Source organism: Paenibacillus sp. FSL R5-0470 (genome assembly GCF_037975205.1).
GTDB lineage: Bacteria > Bacillota > Bacilli > Paenibacillales > Paenibacillaceae > Paenibacillus_AQ.
The window spans coordinates 3,781,325-3,803,230 of record NZ_CP150238.1 but is presented as its reverse complement, the minus strand read 5'-3'; the positions used below and the strand labels follow the sequence as shown (position 1 = coordinate 3,803,230).

The following is a 21,906-nucleotide window of genomic DNA, read 5'->3' as shown; positions in this document are numbered from 1 at the left end:
TAGTAGTGGAGAATAATGTTAGAATATCTTATATATAGATATCCAATGCTTTCCTGGGAGGAGCACTAATATGCGCATATTCATATATATAGGACTGGCTTTTTTTGTGATCTCTGGTATATGTGTTGGCGGATTTACGACAGGTACTCAGCAAAGAGGGAATTTTTATTCGGAATCCAAAGAAGACCGTAAAATTAAAAACAAAGTAGCGAATTGGTCTGCTTTAGGAGTGGTTCTTTCCTTGGCTATAGCTGGACTAGTATATTTGTTGTGATCTTTACCACACTCAAGTTCAAGAGTGGTAAAGATTGCAATACATGACTTTTTACAAGAACCTTTAGACCCTTTATGTCTTTGCCGTTGAGTTTTTTTATATTTATAGTTCTAGTAAAATGGAATTTAATATAACAGTCACAATTATTCTTATCATCTGACATTATTTTATATTTTTCTTGCAAAGGTATATCTTTCATAGGATAATATGGGTATATTTTCCTAGCAAAAGTTGGAAATGGATATTATCTGAGAGGAAGTAGAATATTGAAAACAAAGAAACCTTTTTTTAAAAAATGGTGGTTTTGGCTTATTATTGTTTTTGTTGTAATAGGGGTGATTGGATCACAGGGGAATGATAGTGAACCCACAGTATCAAAATCAGAACCAGCAGTGGCAAAGGTAGATGATACTGCAGCAACAGAGAAACCGGTCGAAACGGAAAAGCCTACCAGCAAGCCTACTGAAGAGCCAAAGGAAACGATGATAACTGAAGTTGGACAAACCATCACAACTAAGAATTTTAAGCTTACAGTTGAATCTCTGGAAAAGCCTAAGGGAAATGATTATGTACAACCATCAGAGGGTAATGAATTTGTAGAAATCGGAATTATACTTGAGAACATTTCCAGTAAAGATTATATGGTAAGCTCTATGCTAATGTTCAATGCATACCAAGACAGCTTCTCCATAAATGAAGATCTCTTGGCTCATACTTTGGATAGTCAAGTAGGAACAATGGACGGCGCTTTAGCTGCAGGAAAGAAAATTCGTGGCAAACTAGCTTACCAGCTTCCTAAGGATTGGAAAGAACTTGAAATCAATACTGATTTTACGGTTTTAAGTTTTAGTTCTGATGGAGAAATCAAAATCGTTCTTCAAAATAAATAGGATATCTCACATATAAGAGTCTCGCCAATGCTGGCGGGGCTTTTTTTATTGTTAAACCTGATAATCTGCATTTACATAAAGTACCAAACCGATTATATTGAAAGAAAAGCGTAATGGATGAGGGGTGTTATATTTGGCGAAGATTTTTAATGAAAATACAGTTTCATTTAAACAAAAGTTATCTCCGATCCCTGAGTTTGCTTGGCATACGAGTGAGAGGTTAGCTGAAATCGCTAATTCTAAACATCTTGTCTTCGACATAAGATCGCTTGATCCAGATAAGTATTCCTTTCCTTATCATTTTCATAGAAACGCTGAAGAAATATTTGTGATTTTGACGGGAAAAGCGATGTTAAGAACTCCCGAGGGTTTTAGTGAGGTTTCTGAAGGTGATGTACTATTTTTTGAAATGGGACCTGAAGGAGCGCATCAACTTTATAATCATACGGATGCCCCTTGCAAGTATCTTGATCTCCGAACGAACCAAGGCATAGATGTTTGCGAATATCCGGACTCAGGTAAAATCAACATTCTCCCCTATCAAGAAATTTATCAGGCGGATCAACAAGCGGACTATTATAAAGGAGAAGAGCAGGTAAGGGAGAAATGGAACGGAATGGAGGATCACGCTTGATTCAAGATCGATGGTTCACAGTCACGAAAATTGATCCAATTACTTATGCAATCAGTGAATATGGGCATTGGGAAAAGGTGCACTCTTTTTTGTTGTTAGGAAAAGAACAAGCGGTGTTGATTGATACAGGATTAGGCATCGATAATATAAAAAGAATAACAGATCAGTTAACGGATTTACCTATCGCTGTCATCACTACGCATGTGCATGCAGACCATATAGGCAGTCATGGACAATTTGAGACGATCTATGTTCATAAAGAGGATGAGGATTGGCTGATTAATGGAATACGAGGTTTGTCCCTTGCCCAGATCAGAAAAGATATGAGCCGAGATATTACTCTTCCTGTTCCTGAGACGTTTGATCCTAATACGTATACACCTTATCAAGGGAAACCAACAGCTCTATTGCGAGAGGGAGAAGTGCTTGATTTAGGCGGGCGTAGATTAGAAATTTACCACACGCCGGGTCATTCGCCAGGTCATATTAGCATCTTTGATCATACCAACGGGTATCTGTTTACAGGGGATTTGTTGTATGATGTTACGCCAATTTATGCTTTTTATCCCTCTACTAGTCCGGCAGATTTAGTGGCTTCTTTAGAAAAGATTGCGCAAATTCCAAATGTATCTCAAGTATTCGGCTCTCATAATACGTTGGGTCTAGATCCAGCTATTTTGCAAGAGGTTATGAAGGCAGTTCGTGAATTACGTGAACGGGATCTTGTTGCTCATGGTACGGGCATTCATCAATTTAACGGATTTAGTGTGCAATTTTAAAATGAATGTTGGATGCAGCGAAAACGGCCCCCCAAAAGGACCGTTTTTTTGTCTTTCCTTAAGGTTTTCAAAATTTCTAATTGGGAAAGGTAAAGTGAAGTAATAATAGGCGGAAGGGGGGCATTCATTCGGATACGATCGACCTGAAGAACGCATGTAATTGTTGGACTTGGGAGTAAGCTTCTTTGTACTGATTATCGGATTGTTGAATGGGTAGTAAGCCTGGCAAGAAGGAAATACTATACACAGGTATTTCATTGCTGTTCATGTATATTTTAAGCGTAAGTTCCTCGATAACATCAGCCTCTTCGTCACCGCTATTAACCACATTAATATCCGCACTTGAAGCAGTTGATTTGCTGTTTTGTTGTCGTTTAGATACTTTTGAAAGGGTTAGTGCGTTAACAACAATCTCTGATCCCATTATATTGTCGAACGAGTATAGCTTTGCTATTGCCTTTTTGCTTGTTTTCGGATTGCTGGTACCTATTGCTATTTTTTTATAAGGTTCATTAAGGGCGATCAAGTGCGATTGATTGGGCGGAATGAATGTTTTGGTGAATATAATATTAAAAGATGAGGTTGCGTTTAACAGCTTAGAAAGTTCAGAAGAAGTAGATAGTTTTTTTAATTCTATAATAACGGCACTTAGAATTAAGATTCCTCCTACAATGGCAAACATATACATCAAGAAAATCAGCATGTAATCACACCTCCAAAGATCTCAGTAGAGCAAGATTTATTGCTTATTGAAAGATATGCCTGAATTCTCTCTACTAGTATCTGTTAAGAGCGAAAATCGTGGGAATTTAGGAAACGACTACTGATTAGAAAAAGAGAAAGCACCCAGAGATCTGCCGATTTTGCGAGCTGAGTGCAAAATTGGGGCAACTGCTGGAGTGCTTTGTTGAGAGCTTTTTAAAATAAATATGTCAAAATCATAAGAAATTGAAGGCTGTGATTTGATCGGTATAAACAATTAGCTGTTTGTATTCGATCGGAGATTCATAGTGAGTATAGGGTCTTACAGAAACATCATTAAGGACTACAAAGTTATAGCTGAAATTTTTATCGGGATGTTCCGCACCTAAATAAGATATGTATTCATCTACAATGACATCATCCATTAGAGATTTTAAGTCAAAAACATCCTCTTTATTGGAGGTGGAAGGGGAGATGGTCCCTTGAATACTGCCGAATGAGGTGAGTAAATTTACTTTTTTTCCACTCGCTTGATCGTTATTTAACAATAAGCCAGAGAGTTTAACAAGTGCATCGACTTTAAAATCGACGAGGGTTCTAATTTTTGAGTTGTTCAAAACGAGACACTTCCTTTCAATTTGAAACCCTGTTAACATTATTCGACATATAACCACATAATTCCTATTAGGTCATCAAAAATACATAAATACAAACACGCCCCCTCCATTGAACCATGAGTGAGGCGTGTTTATCTATAGAGATAGATTTAATTCCTGATCGTTACTCGTGTTCCAATAGGAACAATCGCAGCTAGTGCTAACACATCTTTATTGTACATACGAATACAACCGTGGGATACTTCGTGCCCTATGGATGAGGGATCATTATTTCCATGTATCCCATAGTGAGGCTTAGATAGACCCATCCAAAAGACCCCAAATGGACCACCTGGATCGGGTTGTTTGTTAATGATTGTGAATTCACCGAGTGGTGATTGAGTTAACATTTTACCGATTCCGACTGGGAAGCCCCTGATCACAATGTCGTTATCAAGAAGATAAAGCATACGCTGCGTCAGATCAACTATAATCCGGTAATTTGGCATTGTGCAACACTCCTTTCTAATTAAGATATGAGGAGGATGCCTAAACGGTTATTCATTAAAAATGGTCATTTTAGCCTATGAGAACAAATGTTCTGTAATTGATGAATGGAGTTTGATAACAATAAAAAAGCTGTTCTGCATTTGCAGAACAGCTTTTTTTAAAAAATAAAAGAAAGTATATATTATACGATATACCCTATCCTTATACTTCTCGTAGAAACGGATACCGTCCTAAAGGACGGTATCCGTTTTCGCTTGGTAGGAGTGCATACTTAGTGGATATCTCGAAATAATCCGATAACTCTGCCGAGAATGGTCACGCGATTAAGGCGAAGAGGCTCGTACGCCGGATTCTCCGGCTGAAGACGTATATGATCACGTTCTTTATAAAAAGTCTTAACGGTTGCTTCATCTTCTTCGGTCATAGCTACAACGATATCTCCGTTATCAGCCGTTTGTTGTTGACGAACAATAACATAGTCGCCATTCATAATCCCAGCTTCGACCATACTGTCACCTTGAACCGATAACATAAATACTTTGTTATCTCCAACATAGTGAGTTGGAAGCGGGAAGTAGTCTTCAATATTCTCAGTAGCAGTGATAGGAACCCCGGCGGTAACCTTACCTACGACAGGAATGCGAGCGACGGTTTGCGCGAAATGATGGACATTCTCGGAATCCTCTTGGCCAAGCAATTCTATCGCACGAGGCTTCGTTGGATCTCGACGGATAAGTCCCTTCTTCTCTAGCCGATCTAAATGACCGTGAACTGTGGAGCTGGAAGCAAGACCAACAGCTTCTCCAATCTCCCGGACGGAAGGAGGATAACCCTTGCTGCGGACTTCGCTACGTATAAATTCCAGGATCGCCAGCTGGCGACTTGAAATCTTTGACATTGGAATCAACCCCATATAGTAATGTTTGGGAAAATTATAACATAGAACTACCGTTCGCACAAACATAAGTTCTAACTATTATAAATATTAATTCGAAAGAGTTAATAAATGGTAGTCTTGTATTGATTGCGTTTCCTTCATCTAAACGATAAGAGTGATTCTTTATATGAAGAATATGGTAAATAGTAACCTCTGAAAAAAAGAGAACAATTGTTCTAAAATAGTATTGAACAAAACACATGTTCGTGTTATTATAATTTCAAAAGTAAGAACAAGTGTTTGGAGGATGATATTCATGTTAAAATACAGTACATACCGCAGCATCTACGATAAAGCCCCAGTGGTTGAATCTTTAGGACATAATCCTATTACCCGTTATTCAGCTCAGATTAAAGAAATTACAGAGCTTTTGCTTGAAGGCTTGATGCGTTTGTTCCGAAGAGATTTTGTTATTAAACTGACATTGATCATTGTGCTCGTACTATCAGGACTTACAGTAGTAGGTAATGTATTTGCAGGATCTACTACTTTAATGAAGGATGAGAAGCGCGTAGTGGTTGAACGTGGAGATACACTTTGGAGTATTGCTCTTGAGAATAAACCTTCTGATATGAAAACGGCTGTATATATAGAAGGAATTAAAAAATCCAATGGCATTAAAGGTAGTCAGATTAATGCTGGAGATATTCTCACTTTACCTATTTATTAATATTCTAAGAACATAATAAGAGGACATGAAGAGCTTGCAGGGAGTAAACCTTGACAAGCTCTTTTTCTCATGGCAGAGTTAGAATTAATTTATAAGGGGAGGGAAAGTTTTGAATATTGATGAGTTGGTCGCGCGTATTAACGAATTGGCACGCAAACAGAAGAGCGTAGGCCTTAATCAAGAGGAAACGGCGGAACGCGCCAAGCTTCGTGAAATTTATTTGGGGAATATTCGCAATAACTTCCGAGCACAATTGAATACGATTGAATTGGTCGATAATGATGAGCATGAACAAGGTAACAAGGGGCGTAAGCATTAACACCCTGTTCCTTTTCATAGATATTACTGGATGACTAGGGGGAACGCATATGGCCCGTTCTTGGGAAAGAATGGTTCAACGCAACACGCAGCAAATTAATAAGCAAAGAAAGAAACAGGGGAAGGAAACGATTTACGCATCTAAATCTAAATCTCCTGGTAAGAACAGCGAAACCTTTAAAGGCCGTAACATTGCATTTCCAGTAGTGTTATTAGTGCTTGGTACTATGTTTTGGATGATTGGTTCAGTGGACCAAGCCAAAGGTAATGGTATGCTTATGAACTGGCTAGGAGTCGTTTTGTACTACTTACTAGCGGCACTTCTGTTCTTCCGACGTCCGTACTTGAAGGTAGAGAATGCTAGACTATCTACTATAAAATTCAACCGCGAACGTTATCTGCCAGCTTCTGATATTGAGAAAATCATCCTTTCGCGTGGAGCTGTTGTAATTAAGCATAAAGGCAAACGCACGAAATGGATTTTTACCAGACTTATGAATCGTTATGATACCAATGCAATGGGGACTCGACTGGAAGCATTCGCAAAAGCTCACCAGATTGAAGTAGTTCACGAATAGAAATTAACCAGCCATGGGAGAGGGAGACCTGTAATGCCAATTTCCGCCGTACTATTTGACCTTGATGATACACTGCTCTGGGATGATCGGAGCGTTAATGAAGCATTTCGTTCTGCATGTGAAGCCGCTGGGGATACGATTGATCCACAAGAACTGGAACTTGCGGTGCGTAAAGAAGCCATTGGACTATATGAATCCTACGAAACGAACCCGTTTACAAAGATGATTGGGATTAATCCGTTTGAAGCACTTTGGGGGAACTTTACTGCAGGTGAACAGCCGGAATTCCGTCAATTGGAGCAGCTTGCACCGGGATATCGTAAAGAGGCATGGCGTCGTGGTCTTGCAGCACTTGGTGTAGAGGACGAAGCTCTTGCTGAGACATTAGCTGCCAAATTCGCAGTAGAGCGTAGAAATCGACCTTACATCTATGAAGAAACGATTCAGGTGCTTGAAGAACTGAAGGGAAAAGTGAAGCTATTGCTTCTGACTAATGGATGCCCTGCATTGCAACAAGAGAAACTAGATGGCGTACCTGAAATCGTTCCTTTCTTTGATCACATCGTGATTTCTGGAAGCTTCGGAAAAGGAAAGCCGGATAAGGAAATTTTTCTGCATGCCCTAGAACTTTTAGATATTGCACCTGAGCAAGGAGTTATGGTCGGAGATAAGCTTACAACGGATATTCGTGGTGGGCTGGCAACAGGTTTGACTACAGTTTGGATTAATAGAAAAGGCAAACAGCCAGATCCGGAAATTCAGCCGGATTATGAAATCAAACATCTTGGAGAGCTTCTTTCATTAGTCCAATCTTTATAAAATTTCATTCATTTAAGCTTTAAGAAGGCAGTGAGTTCCTAGGTATCTAGGCGACTTGCTGTCTTTTTTATATCTACATCATATTTAATATGATAGATGAGAATTATTAGTATATGATTTAAGTCACAAGAGTTTAACTGAATTGATGCGAAATACTGAAAAACCAATAATAATGTGTATAATAGATGGAGAATGTATAACATGAATTGGTAGATTCTTAGTAATCAATTCGACTGGGAGGAATCTAAATGAAGATTTCAAGAACAATAGTTCCTTTATTATTAGGTGCAACACTTTTAGTATTGGGAGGATGTTCATCAGACCAAACTAAACATTCTGGCGTACATAATATGAATATGAACATGGACATGTCTATGGAACCTATCAAGGTCGAGTTACATTGGAATCCTGAAGAGGTTGTTGTAAATCAGAAGGTGACCTTTGAAGCAGTGGTGACGCAAGACAACTTGGCAGTAGATGATGCGAAAGAGGTTCTGTTCGAAATTGTGAGTAAAGATGATAGTGAACAGAAAATTGAATTTAAAGGGAAGCTAGTCAGTGATGGAATCTATCAAGCAGAGGGAACACTAACGAAAGAAGGACAATATATCGTTACATCACACGTAACTGCTAGAACTCAGCATTCTATGCCTAATAAAGAACTCTCTGTAAAACCATAATTAAAAGAATTGCAATTCCTATGATTACAGATAATGCAGAGTGGAAAGGAAGGCTTTTCGAAATTCCTTTATTCTGCTAAACTTACTCTAATGTTTTACTGGGGGGACTATACGTTGGCTAAATATACACTTGAGGAAAGCTTACAACAAAGAATATTAATTCTAGATGGTGCAATGGGCACAATGATCCAACAGGTGCCTCTGACAGGTGAGGATTTTGGTGGGGAAGAATTGGACGGCTGTAATGAAATGCTAGTATTAACTCGTCCAGAAGTAATTCAGACGATTCATGAGCAGTATCTTGAAGCAGGTGCTGATCTCATTGAAACGAATACATTTGGTGCAACGTCTGTTGTACTTGCTGAATATGATATTCCGCAGCGGGCTCGAGAAATTAATCTGGTTGCAGCAAAGCTAGCCCGTAATGCCGTTGATAAATATGATACACCAGATCGTCCCCGCTATGTTGTAGGTGCGATGGGTCCTACAACAAAGACACTCTCTGTTACGGGAGGCGTGACTTTCCAAGAGCTCGTTGATAGCTACGAGGAACAGGCAGTGGCATTGATTGATGGTCAAGTAGATGCGTTATTGCTAGAGACCTCTCAGGATACGCTGAACGTGAAAGCTGGAAGTATAGGTATTCGAAATGCATTTGAGAAGACGGGTATCAAATTGCCAGTGATGATTTCGGGAACAATAGAGCCGATGGGTACCACACTTGCTGGTCAGAACATTGAAGCATTCTATATTTCTTTAGAACATCTGAAGCCTATCTCAATAGGTCTGAACTGTGCGACGGGTCCAGAGTTCATGCGTGATCATATTCGTTCACTTTCTGCAATCTCTTCAGCGGCTGTGAGTTGTTATCCGAACGCTGGGCTGCCAGATGAGAATGGGCATTATCATGAATCTCCTGATTCTCTTGCGCGTAAAATTGCTGCGTTTGCAGAAAAGGGATGGCTTAACATTGCGGGAGGTTGTTGCGGAACGACACCGGAACATATCCGTGCTATGTCGGAGGCACTTTCACAATTCCCTCCACGTCCGCTTGCAGGAAATCATCCACCGGCACTTTCTGGGATTGAACCTATATATATTGAGAACGACAACCGTCCATACATGGTTGGTGAACGTACGAATGTATTAGGGTCGCGTAAGTTTAAACGTCTTATCGTCGAAGGTAAATATGAGGAAGCCTCAGAAATTGCCCGTGCACAGGTGAAGAGTGGTGCTCAAGTTATCGACGTCTGCGTGCAAGATCCGGACCGTGATGAGATTGAAGATATTAAGCTGTTTCTAGAATTAGTTGTAAAAAAGGTTAAAGTTCCTTTGATGATCGATACTACCGATCCGAAGGTTATTGACCTGGCGTTACAGTACTGTCAAGGTAAGGCGATAATTAACTCAATTAACCTTGAAGATGGTGAAGAAAAATTTGAGCTGGTCACTCCATTGATTCATAAGTATGGCGCAGCTATCGTAGTGGGTACGATTGATGAGACAGGACAAGCAATTAAGGCTACGGACAAACTGGAAGTTGCCAAACGCTCCTACGACTTACTAGTGAACAAATACGGATTAGCTGGAGAAGACCTTATTTTCGACACGCTTGTGTTCCCTGTAGGAACCGGAGATGAACAATATATTGGCTCTGCTAAAGAAACTATTGATGGGATTCGTTTAATCAAAGAAGCACTTCCAGGTGTTCATACGATCTTGGGGATCAGCAACGTTTCCTTTGGATTACCGGAAGCAGGACGTGAAGTGCTGAATTCAGTATTCCTCTATGAGTGCACTAAAGCTGGATTGGATTATGCGATCGTAAATACCGAGAAGGTAGAACGTTATGCGTCTATTCCTGCTGAAGACCGTCGTCTTGCGGAGGAATTAATTTATAATACGAATGACGACACGCTTGCTGCTTTTGTAGCCGCCTTCCGAGGGAAAAAGGTTGAGAAAAAAGAGAAAATTTCTAACCTGTCACTAGAAGAGCGTCTGGCTTCATATGTTGTTGAAGGCACCAAAGAAGGACTTATTCCAGACCTTAATGAGGCGCTTACCAAATCAGGACCTTTGGAGATTATCAATGGCCCGCTAATGGCCGGGATGTCAGAGGTTGGACGGCTGTTTAATAACAATGAGTTGATTGTTGCTGAGGTGCTGCAAAGCGCTGAAGTAATGAAGGCTTCTGTTGGTCATTTAGAGCAGTTTATGAAGAAGGATGAGACATCGGTAAAAGGTAAGATCATGCTGGCAACTGTAAAAGGCGACGTGCATGATATAGGTAAGAATCTGGTGGAGATCATCTTATCCAATAATGGTTATCAGATCATTAATTTGGGTATAAAAGTACCACCTGAGACCATTATCGAAGCGTTTCGTCGTGAAAAAGCCGATGCGATCGGATTGTCTGGACTACTCGTAAAATCGGCACAGCAGATGGTGCTGACTGCGCAAGACCTACGCACGGCTGGGATTGATGTGCCTATTATGGTAGGTGGTGCTGCCTTGACTCGCAAGTTCACCAAAACACGTATCCGGCCGGAATATGATGGGCTGGTATTATATGCTAAGGATGCTATGGATGGACTCGATATTGCTAATCGGCTTATGAATCCTGTTGAACGGGAGAAAATTGCCGAGGAAATTCGAGTGGAAGCAGAATCCGCAGTGGCAGTTGCTCCTAAGCAAGAGCTTCCTACGCTGACTAGAGCTGTACGCTCCAAAATTTCTCCAGATGCACCTGTATTTGTTCCACCCGATTTAGAGCGCCATGTCATTCGTAATTATCCATTGGGGCATATTATCCCTTATGTGAACATGCAAATGCTGCTCGGTCACCATCTGGGGCTACGAGGTTCTGTAGAGGCGCAATTAGCTGCTGGTGATGAGCGGACTGTGGAGTTGAAAGGTACTGTCGATGACATTCTACATCAAGCGATGCTGGAAGGTACGATTACTCCTCATGCGATGTATCAATTCTTTCCGGCACAATCAAGTGGTAACGATATTATCGTGTATAATCCACAGAATACAGCCGAGATTCTGCATACCTTTACTTTTCCAAGACAAGGTGTTGAGCCTTATCTCTGTCTAGCGGACTTTTTGAAGTCGGTCGACAGTGGAATGATGGACTATGTTGGATTCCTCGTGGTAACTGCGGGACACGGTGTTCGTGAGCTCTCTACAGCCCTTAAGGATAATGGAGATTATTTACGCTCACATGCGTTACAATCTGTAGCGCTGGAAGTAGCAGAAGGATTAGCGGAGCGTGTTCATCACATGATGCGTGATACATGGGGCTTCCCAGATCCTGCAGATATGACCATGAAACAAAGACATGGGGCAAGATATCAAGGGATTCGTGTATCCTTTGGTTATCCTGCATGCCCAGATCTGGAAGATCAAGGACCACTATTTAAACTGTTATCCCCAGAGGATATCGGTGTTCACCTTACAGAAGGCTTTATGATGGAACCTGAGGCTTCCGTTTCGGCGATGGTATTCGCTCATCCAGAAGCGCAGTATTTTAATGTAGAGAAGCTGTAATTCTTTCATTTATACACCCGGTCTGTAGGGGGATTGTATCCCTTTCAGCGGAACCTCCCGTAACTGGGGGGTTTTTTGCTGGAAGAAGGACGTTTAGAATAGACAAGAGATAGTTCAGCCAATAAGAAGAAGGGAGGAAGAGGGATGGAATTATATTTTTTAGGTACGAATGCAGGGGTACCAACTATACAACGCAATGTAACTTCGATTGCATTAAGACTTCTGGAAGAACGCCGTAGCATTTGGATGTTCGATTGCGGGGAAGGTACTCAGCATCAGGTTCTTCGCTCACCGATTCGCCTAGGGAAGCTGGAAAAGCTATTTATTACACACTTACACGGAGATCATCTATTTGGTCTTCCAGGTTTATTATCTAGTCGTGGTTATCAGGGAGGGACTTCTCCTTTAACGGTTTATGGTCCACCTGGATTGAAGGCATACTTAGATATATCCTTAGCTGTGAGCCAATCCCGAATTCCATACAAGATTGAGATTGTCGAGCATACAGGAGGAACGGTATTTGAGGATGATGGTTTTAAAGTGGAGGCAGCATTATTAGAGCATCGTATTGATAGCTATGGTTACCGGGTAACGGAAAAGGATAGTCCTGGGAGCCTCAATACGGAATTACTAAAGAGTTATGGCTTAAAGCCTGGACCGTTATATGGAAAATTAAAAAAAGGTGAAGATGTTATAACGGATGACGGTGTTCGTATCTGCGCTGCTGATGTCGTTAGAGAACCTAAAAGAGGGCGTATTGTTACGATCTTGGGAGACACAAGACCTTGTTCAGGAGCTTTAGAACTCTCCCTTCATGCAGACCTTATCGTTCATGAAGCAACCTTTGCTCATGATCTGGCAGAAATGGCGTATCAATACCATCACAGTACCGCACGTCAAGCTGCAGAGCTAGCAAAGGAAGCCAATGCAGGCCAACTATTGTTGACTCATTTCAGCTCTCGTTACAGTTCGTCTGAAGAGTTGATTCCTTTGCTGGAAGAAGCTGAACTCATTTTTCCAGAGACATTATTAGCGGAGGAATTCGGCACATATCCAATATATCGAAGACAAAACGGGCAATTGGGGAAATGATTATTTTCCGGGAAAGCGCAGGAAATGACAGTGCTATGCTAAAAAATGCTGGATGAGTCTCTCGTTCGATTTCATTCGACGAAGTGTGTTAGATTTAAAGTAATTACAGCGTGAAAGAGGTACGAATGGCTGGAAATCTTGCCGAAAACAATCGGGCAATACCGCCAACAAAAAGTATTATTAAACATTCTAAATCCAAGCTGGGCTTAGGTTAAATGTTTATTAATACTATTATTCATTTATGACATTAATTAAATTTCTTATGGAAATAGAGGGATTTATAATGGAACAGATTAAAGGATTATTGATTGACTTAGATGGTACGTTATACCATGGGCATAAAATGATTCCTGGTGCTGATTTACTGATTAAAGGTCTGCGTGAAGCGGGCATTCCTTTTTTATTTGTTACCAACAATTCATCGCGTACAGCGGCTAATGTGGCTGCACATTTATGTGGAATGGGAATAGATGCGAAAGCTGAGGAGGTATGTACCTCATCAATGGCGGCCGCACGTTACATAGCTGAGGAATCACCTGGGGCTGCAGTGGCGATACTTGGAGAAGAGGGTTTGCATGTGGCTTGTACCGAAGCTGGGCTCCGCATCGTCACAGACTCTCCCGATTATGTACTGCAAGGCATCGATCGCTCCTTCAACTATACGTCGCTCTCGCAAGCTTCGCGCTGGATTCTGGGAGGAGCAAAGTTTGTACTCACTAACCCAGACTTAATGCTGCCATCAGATGATGGCATTATGCCAGGCGCAGGTACGATCGGAGCAGCCATCGAGGCTGCTAGTGGAGTGAGTCCGGTAGTGATTGGCAAGCCGGAATCCCATTTAATCAAATTTGCGACAGATCTTCTTGGTATCGAGCCTGAACATGCAGTGGTTGTCGGTGATAATATGCGTACAGATATAGCAGCTGGAGTAAATGCGGGCTGTCGTACAGTTCTTGTATTTACCGGATTAACCAATGCAGAAAATCTTGACCACTATAAAAACCTTACCGGAATCTCACCGGATGAAATTTGTGCCGATTTAACTGAACTTAAAACGTTTCTCGGTGTATAATAGCTAGGATCTTATTACTTCACCAACCTAGAAGGGACGATGAGCTATGCCGGAATTGCCGGAAATGGAGAATTATAGAAAGCTGCTTAGTCAGCATATTATAAATGTGCCAATATCTGATGTAATCGTGAACAGAGAAAAATCAATTAATATGGAAACAGAAGCTTTTAGAAATGCATTGATCGGTGCGCGTGTTGTTTTTGTTGAGCGGCGTGCCAAGTATATTTTGTTTCACCTACATGATGGAAGAAGACTACTTCTACATTTGATGCTTGGTGGAATACTTTTTTATGGCACGGAGGAAGAACGGCCGGATCGTAACACACAAGTCGAAATCGCATTTGGAGATCATATCCTTTACTTCATTGGACTTCGCTTAGGCTATATACATTTGCTGTCGGTGAAGGAAAGCGAAGCCACAATGGGTAAACTTGGACCTGAGCTGCTGGATCGTCGGATGACGCTGGAAAGATTCACTGCATTATTAAAGGGACGGAGAGGTGCGCTCAAAAGCCTGTTAGTAAATCAGCATGTGATGGCTGGAGTCGGGAATTGCTATGCTGATGAGATTGCCTTTGAAGCTAGGCTTTTACCTTCTGCACTAGTACAAAATTTAACAACTGAATCTATAGCCCGTCTTTATGAGAGCATCCAAAAAGTACTGACTGAGGCGACTGAAATTGGTGGGTACATGGAAATGCCGTTTATGACTGGGGATACTATTACAGGTTCATATAATAATCAATGCAAAGTGTATGATCGTGAAGGCGAGTCTTGTCTTCGTGATAGGGGAACGATTATAAAAACTGAGCAGTCTGGACGCAAAGTGTTTTATTGCCCAAACTGCCAGCATGACGAATAGCCCCAAAATAGGGGCACATGTTAGCATTCGCGGTGGTTATGGGAGAGCTGCCCGGTTCGCTTGGGAGAGCGGTGCAACATGTTTTCAATATTTCCCTAAAAATCCGCGTAGTTTGAAACTTAAACAGGTAGATGTAAGAGATACGAGGGATTGTGCGCTCTTTTGCCAAGACAAAGGGATTGCTTCGATTGCTCACACACCCTATGGGATTAACATGGCGGCTAGTGTAGATGATGTTACTCCACGAAAGGTTTATGTAGCCTCTCTCTTAAATGATCTAGAGATTGCAGAAGCTTGTGGTTCATTAGGCATCGTTGTTCATTTTGGACATTTTGGTGGAATGGAGCCGTTACAAGGCTATCAAAATATTATACAATGTATGAATGATGTGCTTCAGTCCTGGGATGGACATACTAAGCTGCTTATAGAGAATCAAGCGGGCAACCATGGAAATGAAGGAATTACACTTGAAGAACTCGTGAAAGTTCGAGAGCTTAGCCAATTTCCGGAGAAAATTGGATTTTGTTTGGACACCTGTCACGCTTACGCAGCTGGTATCTGGAACCCTGAGCGAACGGAAGCCTTCCTTGAACGAGGAGAGCAACTTGGATTTTGGCGACATCTTGTTGCTGTTCATTTAAATGATTCTAAGTTTCCTTTCGACTCAAGACGCGACAGACATGCTGGAATCGGACAAGGACATATTGGAGCGCAGGGGCTGAAAAGCTTATTGTCCTCCAAGCTTTTACGAAGCTCAGCTGTTGTCATGGAAACGGAGAAGGGTGCGGATGGCAGTCACCGAAAAGAAATTGCTACTGTGCGTGGTTGGTTTGAAGCGGAGGCGTAATTGTGATTCACATCTATATGGATGATCTTCGAAAGGTACCTAAAGGGTTCGCTCTGGCTCGTTCGACGGAAGAATGTCTTCTAATGCTGCGTGAGTGCGAGGTGGATATTTTATCACTGGATTACGATATGGGGCCGGGTGATTATTCGGGTGGAGAAGTTGCCAGACGGATCGTACTGGAAGGACTGTTCCCCCGAGAAATCTATTTGCACACTTCCAGTCTGTGGGGGCGAAAAGAAATGTATGAGATCTTATATACTGCTAAACCTGAGGGGATGCTTTTGGTAAATGGTCCCCTAAGTTCTGATAAGCTTCGCGATATCGCCGAGGAGACGAACTTGAAATGAAGGTAATGAATGAAGTGGAATTACTGGAGGCGCTCAAGAGTTCAGGAGAACCGCTTGTAGTATTCTTACACACTCCACTGTGCGGTACTTGTAAGGCTGCTGAACGGATGTTAGAGGTGGCGGCTCATCTATTGCCTGCTGAACTTCAAATGGTTGCAGGCAATGTGAACATGCTGCCGAATTTGGTACAACAATATCGTATTACGAGCGTTCCTGCACTACTTGTAGCTTCTGCAGAACGGGAAGATGATCCGAAAGTTTATTATTCCATGGTTTCAGTTGAGCGAGTACTGGAATACATAAGGAGTGTTATATCATAATCATTTCATTACAACATTTATCTCTCCGCAGGGAAGAAAACTTAATCTTGGACGATGTGTCGCTAGAAGTTAAAGAAGGTGAGAACTGGGTCATTTTGGGACGGAATGGCTCCGGTAAAACCACAATTTTAGAGATGATGACTGGTTATTTGTTTCCTAGCAAAGGGACTGTAGAAGTGCTGGGTTATAAATATGGACAATGTGATATACGTGAGGTTCGTAAAGAAATTGGCTATATCGGGCCTTCCTTGATGGAAAAGATGTCATTAAATGATCCGGTGTGGGAAGTCGTAGCAACAGGTGCTTACGCTTATTTACGTTTCTACGAGACGATCCCCACCGAAGTAAAAGAGAAAGCAATCAGCATGCTGGAAGATATGAATCTAGGCAATATGGCATTTCATCCTTTTGGGACCTTGTCACAGGGGGAACGTAAAAAAGCTATGCTGGCAAGATGTCTTATGGCTGACCCTAAGCTATTAATTATGGACGAGCCATGTGCGGGCCTTGATCTATATGAAAGGGAAAAAATGCTGGCTGAAATAGACAAGCTGAGACAGCGTAATGTTTCTGTAGTATACGTAACTCACCATGTGGAAGAAATTGTCCCGCTTTTCACGCATGTTGCATTAATTCGTGAGGGTAAGCTAGCTGGATCTGGACCGAAAGAAGAAGTATTAACGAAAGAAATGATCTTGGCCACTTATGATATTCCTGTTGATGTTGAATGGGATAGCGGTCGTCCCTGGATTAAAATTAGACCTGGAGGCAAAACGATTTGAACGATTTAAGACAAGATACCGAAGAGCAGAACATTGCTCCGGAAGAAGAAGTGTATTCCCGATATATTTGTACAGCTAATCACGGCTTTGCACCTTATGCACAAGAAGAGCTTCGCCGTTTATTTGGTGCTGTGAAGAGTACCTTGTTATTACCAGGAGAAATCTTTCTGGCTACATTGCAATGTGAACCAGAGGAAGTAACGCGCTTACTCACACAGAATCTTCCCATTTTCCTGCGTCATATACAGCCTGTTCAGTTTCAGGATGAAGGAACCATGGAAGCTCTACAGCGTTTGGCGGTGTATTTAAGTCGCCACACTGAGCTTGAGGGTGAAAAGATATCCCTAAATGTTCGTAAAGGTGATCCTTCCTTTTGGCAGGACAGTCCAGGAGAACTTCGTGAATGGCTCCAAGAGCAATTGCAGAACTTAGGCGCAGAATTTACTGTGCAAGATCCAGCCTGGGTTATTTCAGTCTACGCAGACGGGAATGCCTTATATGCAGGTGTGTCCAGACCAGAAGCGAATTTATCTAGCTGGAATGGCGGTGCCATCCGTTTCCGTAAGGAGGATGGACAAATCTCACGTGCCAAGTTTAAACTAATGGAAGCCGAGAAGGAGTTTGATATTCCTTTTTACAGTTTCCGTAATGCGTTAGATATTGGTGCTTCTCCAGGTGGGTGGACTTCTTTCTTACTGGAACGTGGAATGAAGGTTACAGCTGTTGACCCTGCGTTAATGCATGAGTCCCTTCGTAATTATCCGGGCTTGAAAATCCTTCGTAAAAACGCAGGAGAAGTAAAATTCCGGGACAATGAATTTGATCTGCTCGTGTGCGATATGAGCTGGAGTCCTAAGCTGATGGCGAAGCTAGTAACAGGGTTACTCCACAGTCTGTCACCGGGTGGAACAGCCATTGTGACCGTAAAACTAATGCATAAGAAACCACTTGCGATGATCAAAGAAATTATTGCGATGTTTGAAGGGGAGCGCATGCAGATTCAGCGTGCAAAGCAGCTGTTCCATAATCGTGATGAGATCACACTTTATATGATTAAATACTAATCAAACAAATTTTGAATTTCTAAGGGAAAGTATCCCGTTATTAATGTTAACCGTATTTTGCGGTAAGAACATTAATGGCGGAAGCTTTCTCTTTTTTTATTGCGAAAAGGAGGAGTTAAATTGCATTTTGAGACGAAACTTAAGATTGGACAGGTTATTGATGACAGATACAGAATTACGGGCCATATTGGTTCAGGTGGGATGAGTAATGTTTATCTTGCGGAAGATTTACGTCTAAAGGGTAAACGATGGGCTGTAAAAGAAAGCTTATGCTTAGATGAGCTGCATTCTGACATCCAAGCGGAAGCCGATATGTTAATTACACTAGATCACCCACGATTGCCGCGTATTGTCGATTTCTATCTTCCAGATCGAGAAGGGTATTCCTATTTAATCATGGACTATATTGAAGGTGTGAGCTTGAGTCAGCTAATGAAGGATAATCCCGGACCTTTGCCAAGTGACTTCATCATTCAGGCGGCTAAACAGCTTTTAGAAGTCCTTCAATATTTGCATAGTCATCAACCACCGATTATCTATCGTGATCTAAAGCCTTCAAATATCATGTTGACACTGCAAAAAGAGCTGATGTTAATTGACTTTGGGATCGCACGAAGCTACAAACACGGTATCTCTGAAGATACGGTTAAGCTTGGTACGGTTGGCTTCGCGGCACCTGAGCAATATGGAAGTGGGCAGAGTCAGCCGGTATCCGATTTATATGGACTAGGAGCATTAATTCTCTATATGGCAACTGGAGGGCAATGTAGTCAATGGGAGTTTGGGATGGAGAATAGGCTTTATAACCATATACCATCTGGCATTATTCCAATCATAAGACGCTTATTACGACATCACGCTGAGGAGCGTTATCAGAATGCAGAAGCAGTTCTACAGGCACTAATTCGTATGGAATCTGAAATGGATAGAGGAAATGATTTTACTATTTTAGTCCCACATTCTCTAGAAAAGCGTAAAGCAATCGTTATCGCCTTACTCGGAGTTGCCTCAGGTCTTGGAACAACACATACTTCATTCGCAGTGAGCAGCTTACTTGCGCAGAAGGGGGCAACTGCATGGGTTGATTTTTCTCCTGATTCATCGGTTTATGAACGCATTCGCAGCATGTTACAGACACAGATTACAACTGTTGCATCCAAGGATGAGATATCTGCTTTTTCATGGAAAGGGGTGCATTATTGGAAACGTCCTATTCACGGAAAAATGGCTGATTTGCTGAGAGGGGATTATCAATTTGTAGTGTTGGATCTTGGCGTTGGGGAATATGAAGGGGCGCTTGATGAGTTCAAATATAGCGATATGCCGATTCTAATTACTTCTGGTGCAGATTGGCGACTCGAAGATTTACTAGTGTGGCTTAGGCGTAAAAGGTTACAGCCTGAAACGAATTGGAGGGTGGGGTTACCACTCGCAGAACCCTCAACTGTACATCTGTTGCAAACCGCTATAGGTACAGATAAGATTTATGGACTACCTTTTCAGCAAGATCCATTCAAGCCTAAGGGGAAGTTGGTAGAAGTGATCAATGAAATGTTTGAGGGAGTATTAGATGTACCCAGTAAGGGGAAAAGCCGTAGTTTTTTTCAAAAGAAAGGCTGAATAAAGCGGTTCTCTATGCTTCCTCTTTTTACTCAACTAACTTTTAGTTCAGTGTTGCATTAAAGTGTGTTAAAATATATATTTATACGTGTTTTGAAAAATATAAGAAAGTATAAGTTTTACACTATACTTTACCTTTATATTTCTTGCATGAACGCTTACCGTCCTACAGGGACGCTGAAGACGTTTCTGCTTGAAATATAAGAAAGTATAAGCTTCACACTATACTTTATCCTTATATTTTTACGAGAAACGGTTGTCGTCTTTAAAAGATGACAACGTCGTTTCTTCTTATTACGCATTATTTAAGTATAGACAGGAGCTTGCGGAGAATTTATGAGTTTACTTAGTGTAGAAGACGTTTCCCACAATTTTGGGGATCGGACGTTGTTTAAAAATGTTTCTTTCCGGTTGCTACCGGGTGAGCATGTAGGAATCGTAGGAGCAAATGGCGTAGGAAAATCGACGCTTATGAATATTTTGACTGGAAAACTGTTGAAGGATAGTGGAAAAGTAGAGTGGACGCCTCGCGTCCGTTACGGTTACTTGGATCAGCATACGATCTTAACGCCAGGGAAAACCATCCGTGATGTATTGAAGGACGCTTTCTTGCCACTTTTAGAGCTGGAACAGGAAATGCTAACTATAACTGAAAAGATGGGCGACGCTTCTCCTGAAGAGTTAGAGATGTTACTCGAGCAAATGGGGGACATTCAGGAACAGCTGGACATCGGAGATTTTTATCTTATTGATGTAAAAGTGGAGGAAATGGCGAATGGTCTTGGCCTATCCGTTATTGGACTTGACCGTGATGTCGCTTCACTAAGTGGGGGTCAACGCACAAAGGTTCTGCTCGCGAAGCTTCTGCTTGAGAAACCGAATGTACTATTGCTGGATGAGCCTACTAACTATTTGGATGTTGAGCATATTGACTGGTTAACTAACTATTTGAAGCAATATCCATATGCATTTATATTGATCTCTCATGATACGGAATTCATGAATAAAGTCGTAAATGTGGTCTATCACCTGGAGTTCGGTAAACTTACTCGATACACTGCGAACTACGAGAAATTCCTGAATATGGCCGAGATGAATAAGATCCAACACATAGATGCTTATGAGAAACAACAGGATTTTATTAAGAAACAAGAGGATTTCATTCAGCGTAACAAAGCTCGTGCCTCCACATCTGGACGGGCGAAGAGCCGTGAGAAACAGCTGGATCGTATGGATCGAATTGATCGACCAGAAGAAGCTGCAAAACCTACCTTTAAGTTTAAAGAAAGTCGGGCCAGCGGGAAAACAGTCTTCGAAGGCATTGATTTCGAGATTGGTTACGACCGTCCGTTGCTTCCTATGCTGAACATGACCATTGAACGGGGAGAGAAGATCGCTATAACTGGTTGCAATGGTGTCGGTAAATCGACGCTACTGAAGACTATTCTTGGCGTGATTCCTACGTATAGCGGTAAAACTTATCTAGGAGATTATCTGAATTCAGCGTATTTCCAACAAGAAGTGAAAGCAGCTAATCTTACACCTATTGAGGATGTCTGGAATGAATTTTCTAGTCTAACTCAGAATGAAGTGCGTGGACATCTAGCTCGATGTGGTCTGAAAAATGAGCATATTACCCGACCGCTTAGCATGCTGAGTGGTGGCGAACAAGCTAAGGTCCGTCTCTGTAAGCTGTTGATGCGTGAGAGCAACTGGGTTCTGTTCGATGAACCTACCAATCACCTTGATGTTATTGCCAAGGCAGAGCTGAAGCGGGCATTACAAGAATATAAAGGCACAGTCCTGCTCGTCTCCCATGAACCTGATTTCTATGAAGATTGGGTTACGAAAATTTGGGATGTTGAACAGTGGTCAGCAGTACAAGTATAGAATCATCATACTCCCGGGGAATAGCAGACGATCTGCTGTTCTCCGGTTTTTGGATACGGGGAGGGAAACCG

Annotated in this window: 24 protein-coding genes; 20 read left to right on the top strand and 4 right to left on the bottom strand. The window is 41.7% G+C overall.

Going from position 1 to position 21,906, the window contains the following annotated elements; all coding sequences use genetic code 11:
• The first annotated feature begins 70 nt into the window (after positions 1 to 70).
• The 4 genes from MKY99_RS16675 (at position 71) to MKY99_RS16660 (ending at position 2,577) form a co-directional block, all read left to right on the top strand.
• The gene (locus MKY99_RS16675) at positions 71 to 274 is read left to right on the top strand and encodes a DUF5316 family protein (protein ID WP_339265100.1); all 204 of its coding nucleotides are present in this window, start codon (positions 71 to 73) and stop codon (positions 272 to 274) included.
• A gap of 266 nt (positions 275 to 540) precedes the next feature.
• Positions 541 to 1,164, top strand: a complete 624-nt coding sequence (locus MKY99_RS16670) for a DUF4352 domain-containing protein (protein WP_339265098.1) — start codon at positions 541 to 543, stop codon at positions 1,162 to 1,164.
• A gap of 133 nt (positions 1,165 to 1,297) precedes the next feature.
• Positions 1,298 to 1,798 carry a cupin domain-containing protein gene (locus MKY99_RS16665; RefSeq protein WP_339265096.1) on the top strand — a complete coding sequence of 167 codons (501 nt, stop codon included), beginning with the start codon at positions 1,298 to 1,300 and terminating at the stop codon, positions 1,796 to 1,798.
• Positions 1,771 to 2,577, top strand: a complete 807-nt coding sequence (locus MKY99_RS16660) for an MBL fold metallo-hydrolase (RefSeq protein WP_339265094.1) — start codon at positions 1,771 to 1,773, stop codon at positions 2,575 to 2,577. The genes MKY99_RS16665 and MKY99_RS16660 overlap by 28 nt, the downstream gene beginning before the upstream one ends.
• Positions 2,578 to 2,701: 124 nt before the next feature.
• Here the strand turns inward: MKY99_RS16660 and MKY99_RS16655 are convergent, their stop codons facing one another.
• From MKY99_RS16655 to lexA, 4 genes are all read right to left on the bottom strand, one after another.
• Positions 2,702 to 3,280, bottom strand: coding sequence for a hypothetical protein (locus MKY99_RS16655; RefSeq protein WP_339265092.1), 579 nt, complete (start codon positions 3,278 to 3,280; stop codon positions 2,702 to 2,704).
• 235 nt (positions 3,281 to 3,515) lie between these two features.
• Entirely contained in the window at positions 3,516 to 3,896 is a 381-nt protein-coding gene (locus MKY99_RS16650) for a hypothetical protein (RefSeq protein WP_042188853.1), read from the bottom strand.
• 149 nt (positions 3,897 to 4,045) lie between these two features.
• A complete protein-coding gene (locus MKY99_RS16645) occupies positions 4,046 to 4,384 on the bottom strand; it encodes a L,D-transpeptidase (RefSeq protein ID WP_339265090.1) in 339 nt (112 codons plus the stop codon).
• A gap of 272 nt (positions 4,385 to 4,656) precedes the next feature.
• Entirely contained in the window at positions 4,657 to 5,283 is a 627-nt protein-coding gene (lexA, locus tag MKY99_RS16640) for a transcriptional repressor LexA (protein WP_042188849.1), read from the bottom strand.
• Between the two features lie 295 nt (positions 5,284 to 5,578).
• Between lexA and MKY99_RS16635 the strand changes: the two genes are divergently transcribed.
• The 16 genes from MKY99_RS16635 to MKY99_RS16560 all read left to right on the top strand — a co-directional run bounded on the left by MKY99_RS16635 (position 5,579) and on the right by MKY99_RS16560 (position 21,835).
• Positions 5,579 to 5,992 (top strand): LysM peptidoglycan-binding domain-containing protein, encoded by a 414-nt coding sequence (locus tag MKY99_RS16635; RefSeq protein WP_339265088.1) that lies wholly within the window; start codon positions 5,579 to 5,581, stop codon positions 5,990 to 5,992.
• Positions 5,993 to 6,101: 109 nt separating this feature from the next.
• The gene (locus MKY99_RS16630; RefSeq protein WP_042188845.1) at positions 6,102 to 6,311 is read left to right on the top strand and encodes a DUF896 domain-containing protein; all 210 of its coding nucleotides are present in this window, start codon (positions 6,102 to 6,104) and stop codon (positions 6,309 to 6,311) included.
• Positions 6,312 to 6,360: 49 nt separating this feature from the next.
• Positions 6,361 to 6,888 carry a hypothetical protein gene (locus MKY99_RS16625; protein WP_042188843.1) on the top strand — a complete coding sequence of 176 codons (528 nt, stop codon included), beginning with the start codon at positions 6,361 to 6,363 and terminating at the stop codon, positions 6,886 to 6,888.
• 33 nt (positions 6,889 to 6,921) lie between these two features.
• Positions 6,922 to 7,707, top strand: a complete 786-nt coding sequence (locus MKY99_RS16620; protein WP_339265085.1) for an HAD-IA family hydrolase — start codon at positions 6,922 to 6,924, stop codon at positions 7,705 to 7,707.
• Positions 7,708 to 7,955: 248 nt separating this feature from the next.
• A complete protein-coding gene (locus MKY99_RS16615; RefSeq protein ID WP_052404319.1) occupies positions 7,956 to 8,387 on the top strand; it encodes a FixH family protein in 432 nt (143 codons plus the stop codon).
• Between the two features lie 114 nt (positions 8,388 to 8,501).
• On the top strand, positions 8,502 to 11,939 hold the full coding sequence (gene metH / locus MKY99_RS16610; RefSeq protein WP_042188840.1) for a methionine synthase: 3,438 nt from the start codon (positions 8,502 to 8,504) through the stop codon (positions 11,937 to 11,939).
• Positions 11,940 to 12,083: 144 nt separating this feature from the next.
• The gene (gene rnz / locus MKY99_RS16605) at positions 12,084 to 13,031 is read left to right on the top strand and encodes a ribonuclease Z (RefSeq protein WP_076298752.1); all 948 of its coding nucleotides are present in this window, start codon (positions 12,084 to 12,086) and stop codon (positions 13,029 to 13,031) included.
• A gap of 283 nt (positions 13,032 to 13,314) precedes the next feature.
• A complete protein-coding gene (locus tag MKY99_RS16600; RefSeq protein ID WP_076298751.1) occupies positions 13,315 to 14,103 on the top strand; it encodes an HAD-IIA family hydrolase in 789 nt (262 codons plus the stop codon).
• Between the two features lie 46 nt (positions 14,104 to 14,149).
• Positions 14,150 to 14,965 carry a DNA-formamidopyrimidine glycosylase family protein gene (locus tag MKY99_RS16595; protein WP_339265082.1) on the top strand — a complete coding sequence of 272 codons (816 nt, stop codon included), beginning with the start codon at positions 14,150 to 14,152 and terminating at the stop codon, positions 14,963 to 14,965.
• Positions 14,955 to 15,812 carry a deoxyribonuclease IV gene (locus MKY99_RS16590; protein WP_339265080.1) on the top strand — a complete coding sequence of 286 codons (858 nt, stop codon included), beginning with the start codon at positions 14,955 to 14,957 and terminating at the stop codon, positions 15,810 to 15,812. Before MKY99_RS16595 ends, MKY99_RS16590 begins: the two co-directional genes overlap by 11 nt.
• A 2-nt stretch (positions 15,813 to 15,814) precedes the next feature.
• Positions 15,815 to 16,159 carry a cyclic-phosphate processing receiver domain-containing protein gene (locus MKY99_RS16585; RefSeq protein ID WP_076283543.1) on the top strand — a complete coding sequence of 115 codons (345 nt, stop codon included), beginning with the start codon at positions 15,815 to 15,817 and terminating at the stop codon, positions 16,157 to 16,159.
• On the top strand, positions 16,156 to 16,479 hold the full coding sequence (locus MKY99_RS16580) for a thioredoxin family protein (RefSeq protein ID WP_339265077.1): 324 nt from the start codon (positions 16,156 to 16,158) through the stop codon (positions 16,477 to 16,479). Before MKY99_RS16585 ends, MKY99_RS16580 begins: the two co-directional genes overlap by 4 nt.
• The gene (locus MKY99_RS16575; protein WP_339271686.1) at positions 16,479 to 17,261 is read left to right on the top strand and encodes an ATP-binding cassette domain-containing protein; all 783 of its coding nucleotides are present in this window, start codon (positions 16,479 to 16,481) and stop codon (positions 17,259 to 17,261) included. Before MKY99_RS16580 ends, MKY99_RS16575 begins: the two co-directional genes overlap by 1 nt.
• The gene (locus MKY99_RS16570) at positions 17,258 to 18,325 is read left to right on the top strand and encodes an SAM-dependent methyltransferase (protein WP_339265075.1); all 1,068 of its coding nucleotides are present in this window, start codon (positions 17,258 to 17,260) and stop codon (positions 18,323 to 18,325) included. The genes MKY99_RS16575 and MKY99_RS16570 overlap by 4 nt, the downstream gene beginning before the upstream one ends.
• Positions 18,326 to 18,445: 120 nt before the next feature.
• Positions 18,446 to 19,945 (top strand): protein kinase, encoded by a 1,500-nt coding sequence (locus MKY99_RS16565; RefSeq protein ID WP_339265073.1) that lies wholly within the window; start codon positions 18,446 to 18,448, stop codon positions 19,943 to 19,945.
• Positions 19,946 to 20,281: 336 nt separating this feature from the next.
• On the top strand, positions 20,282 to 21,835 hold the full coding sequence (locus MKY99_RS16560) for an ABC-F family ATP-binding cassette domain-containing protein (protein ID WP_042188823.1): 1,554 nt from the start codon (positions 20,282 to 20,284) through the stop codon (positions 21,833 to 21,835).
• Positions 21,836 to 21,906 lie beyond the last annotated feature (71 nt).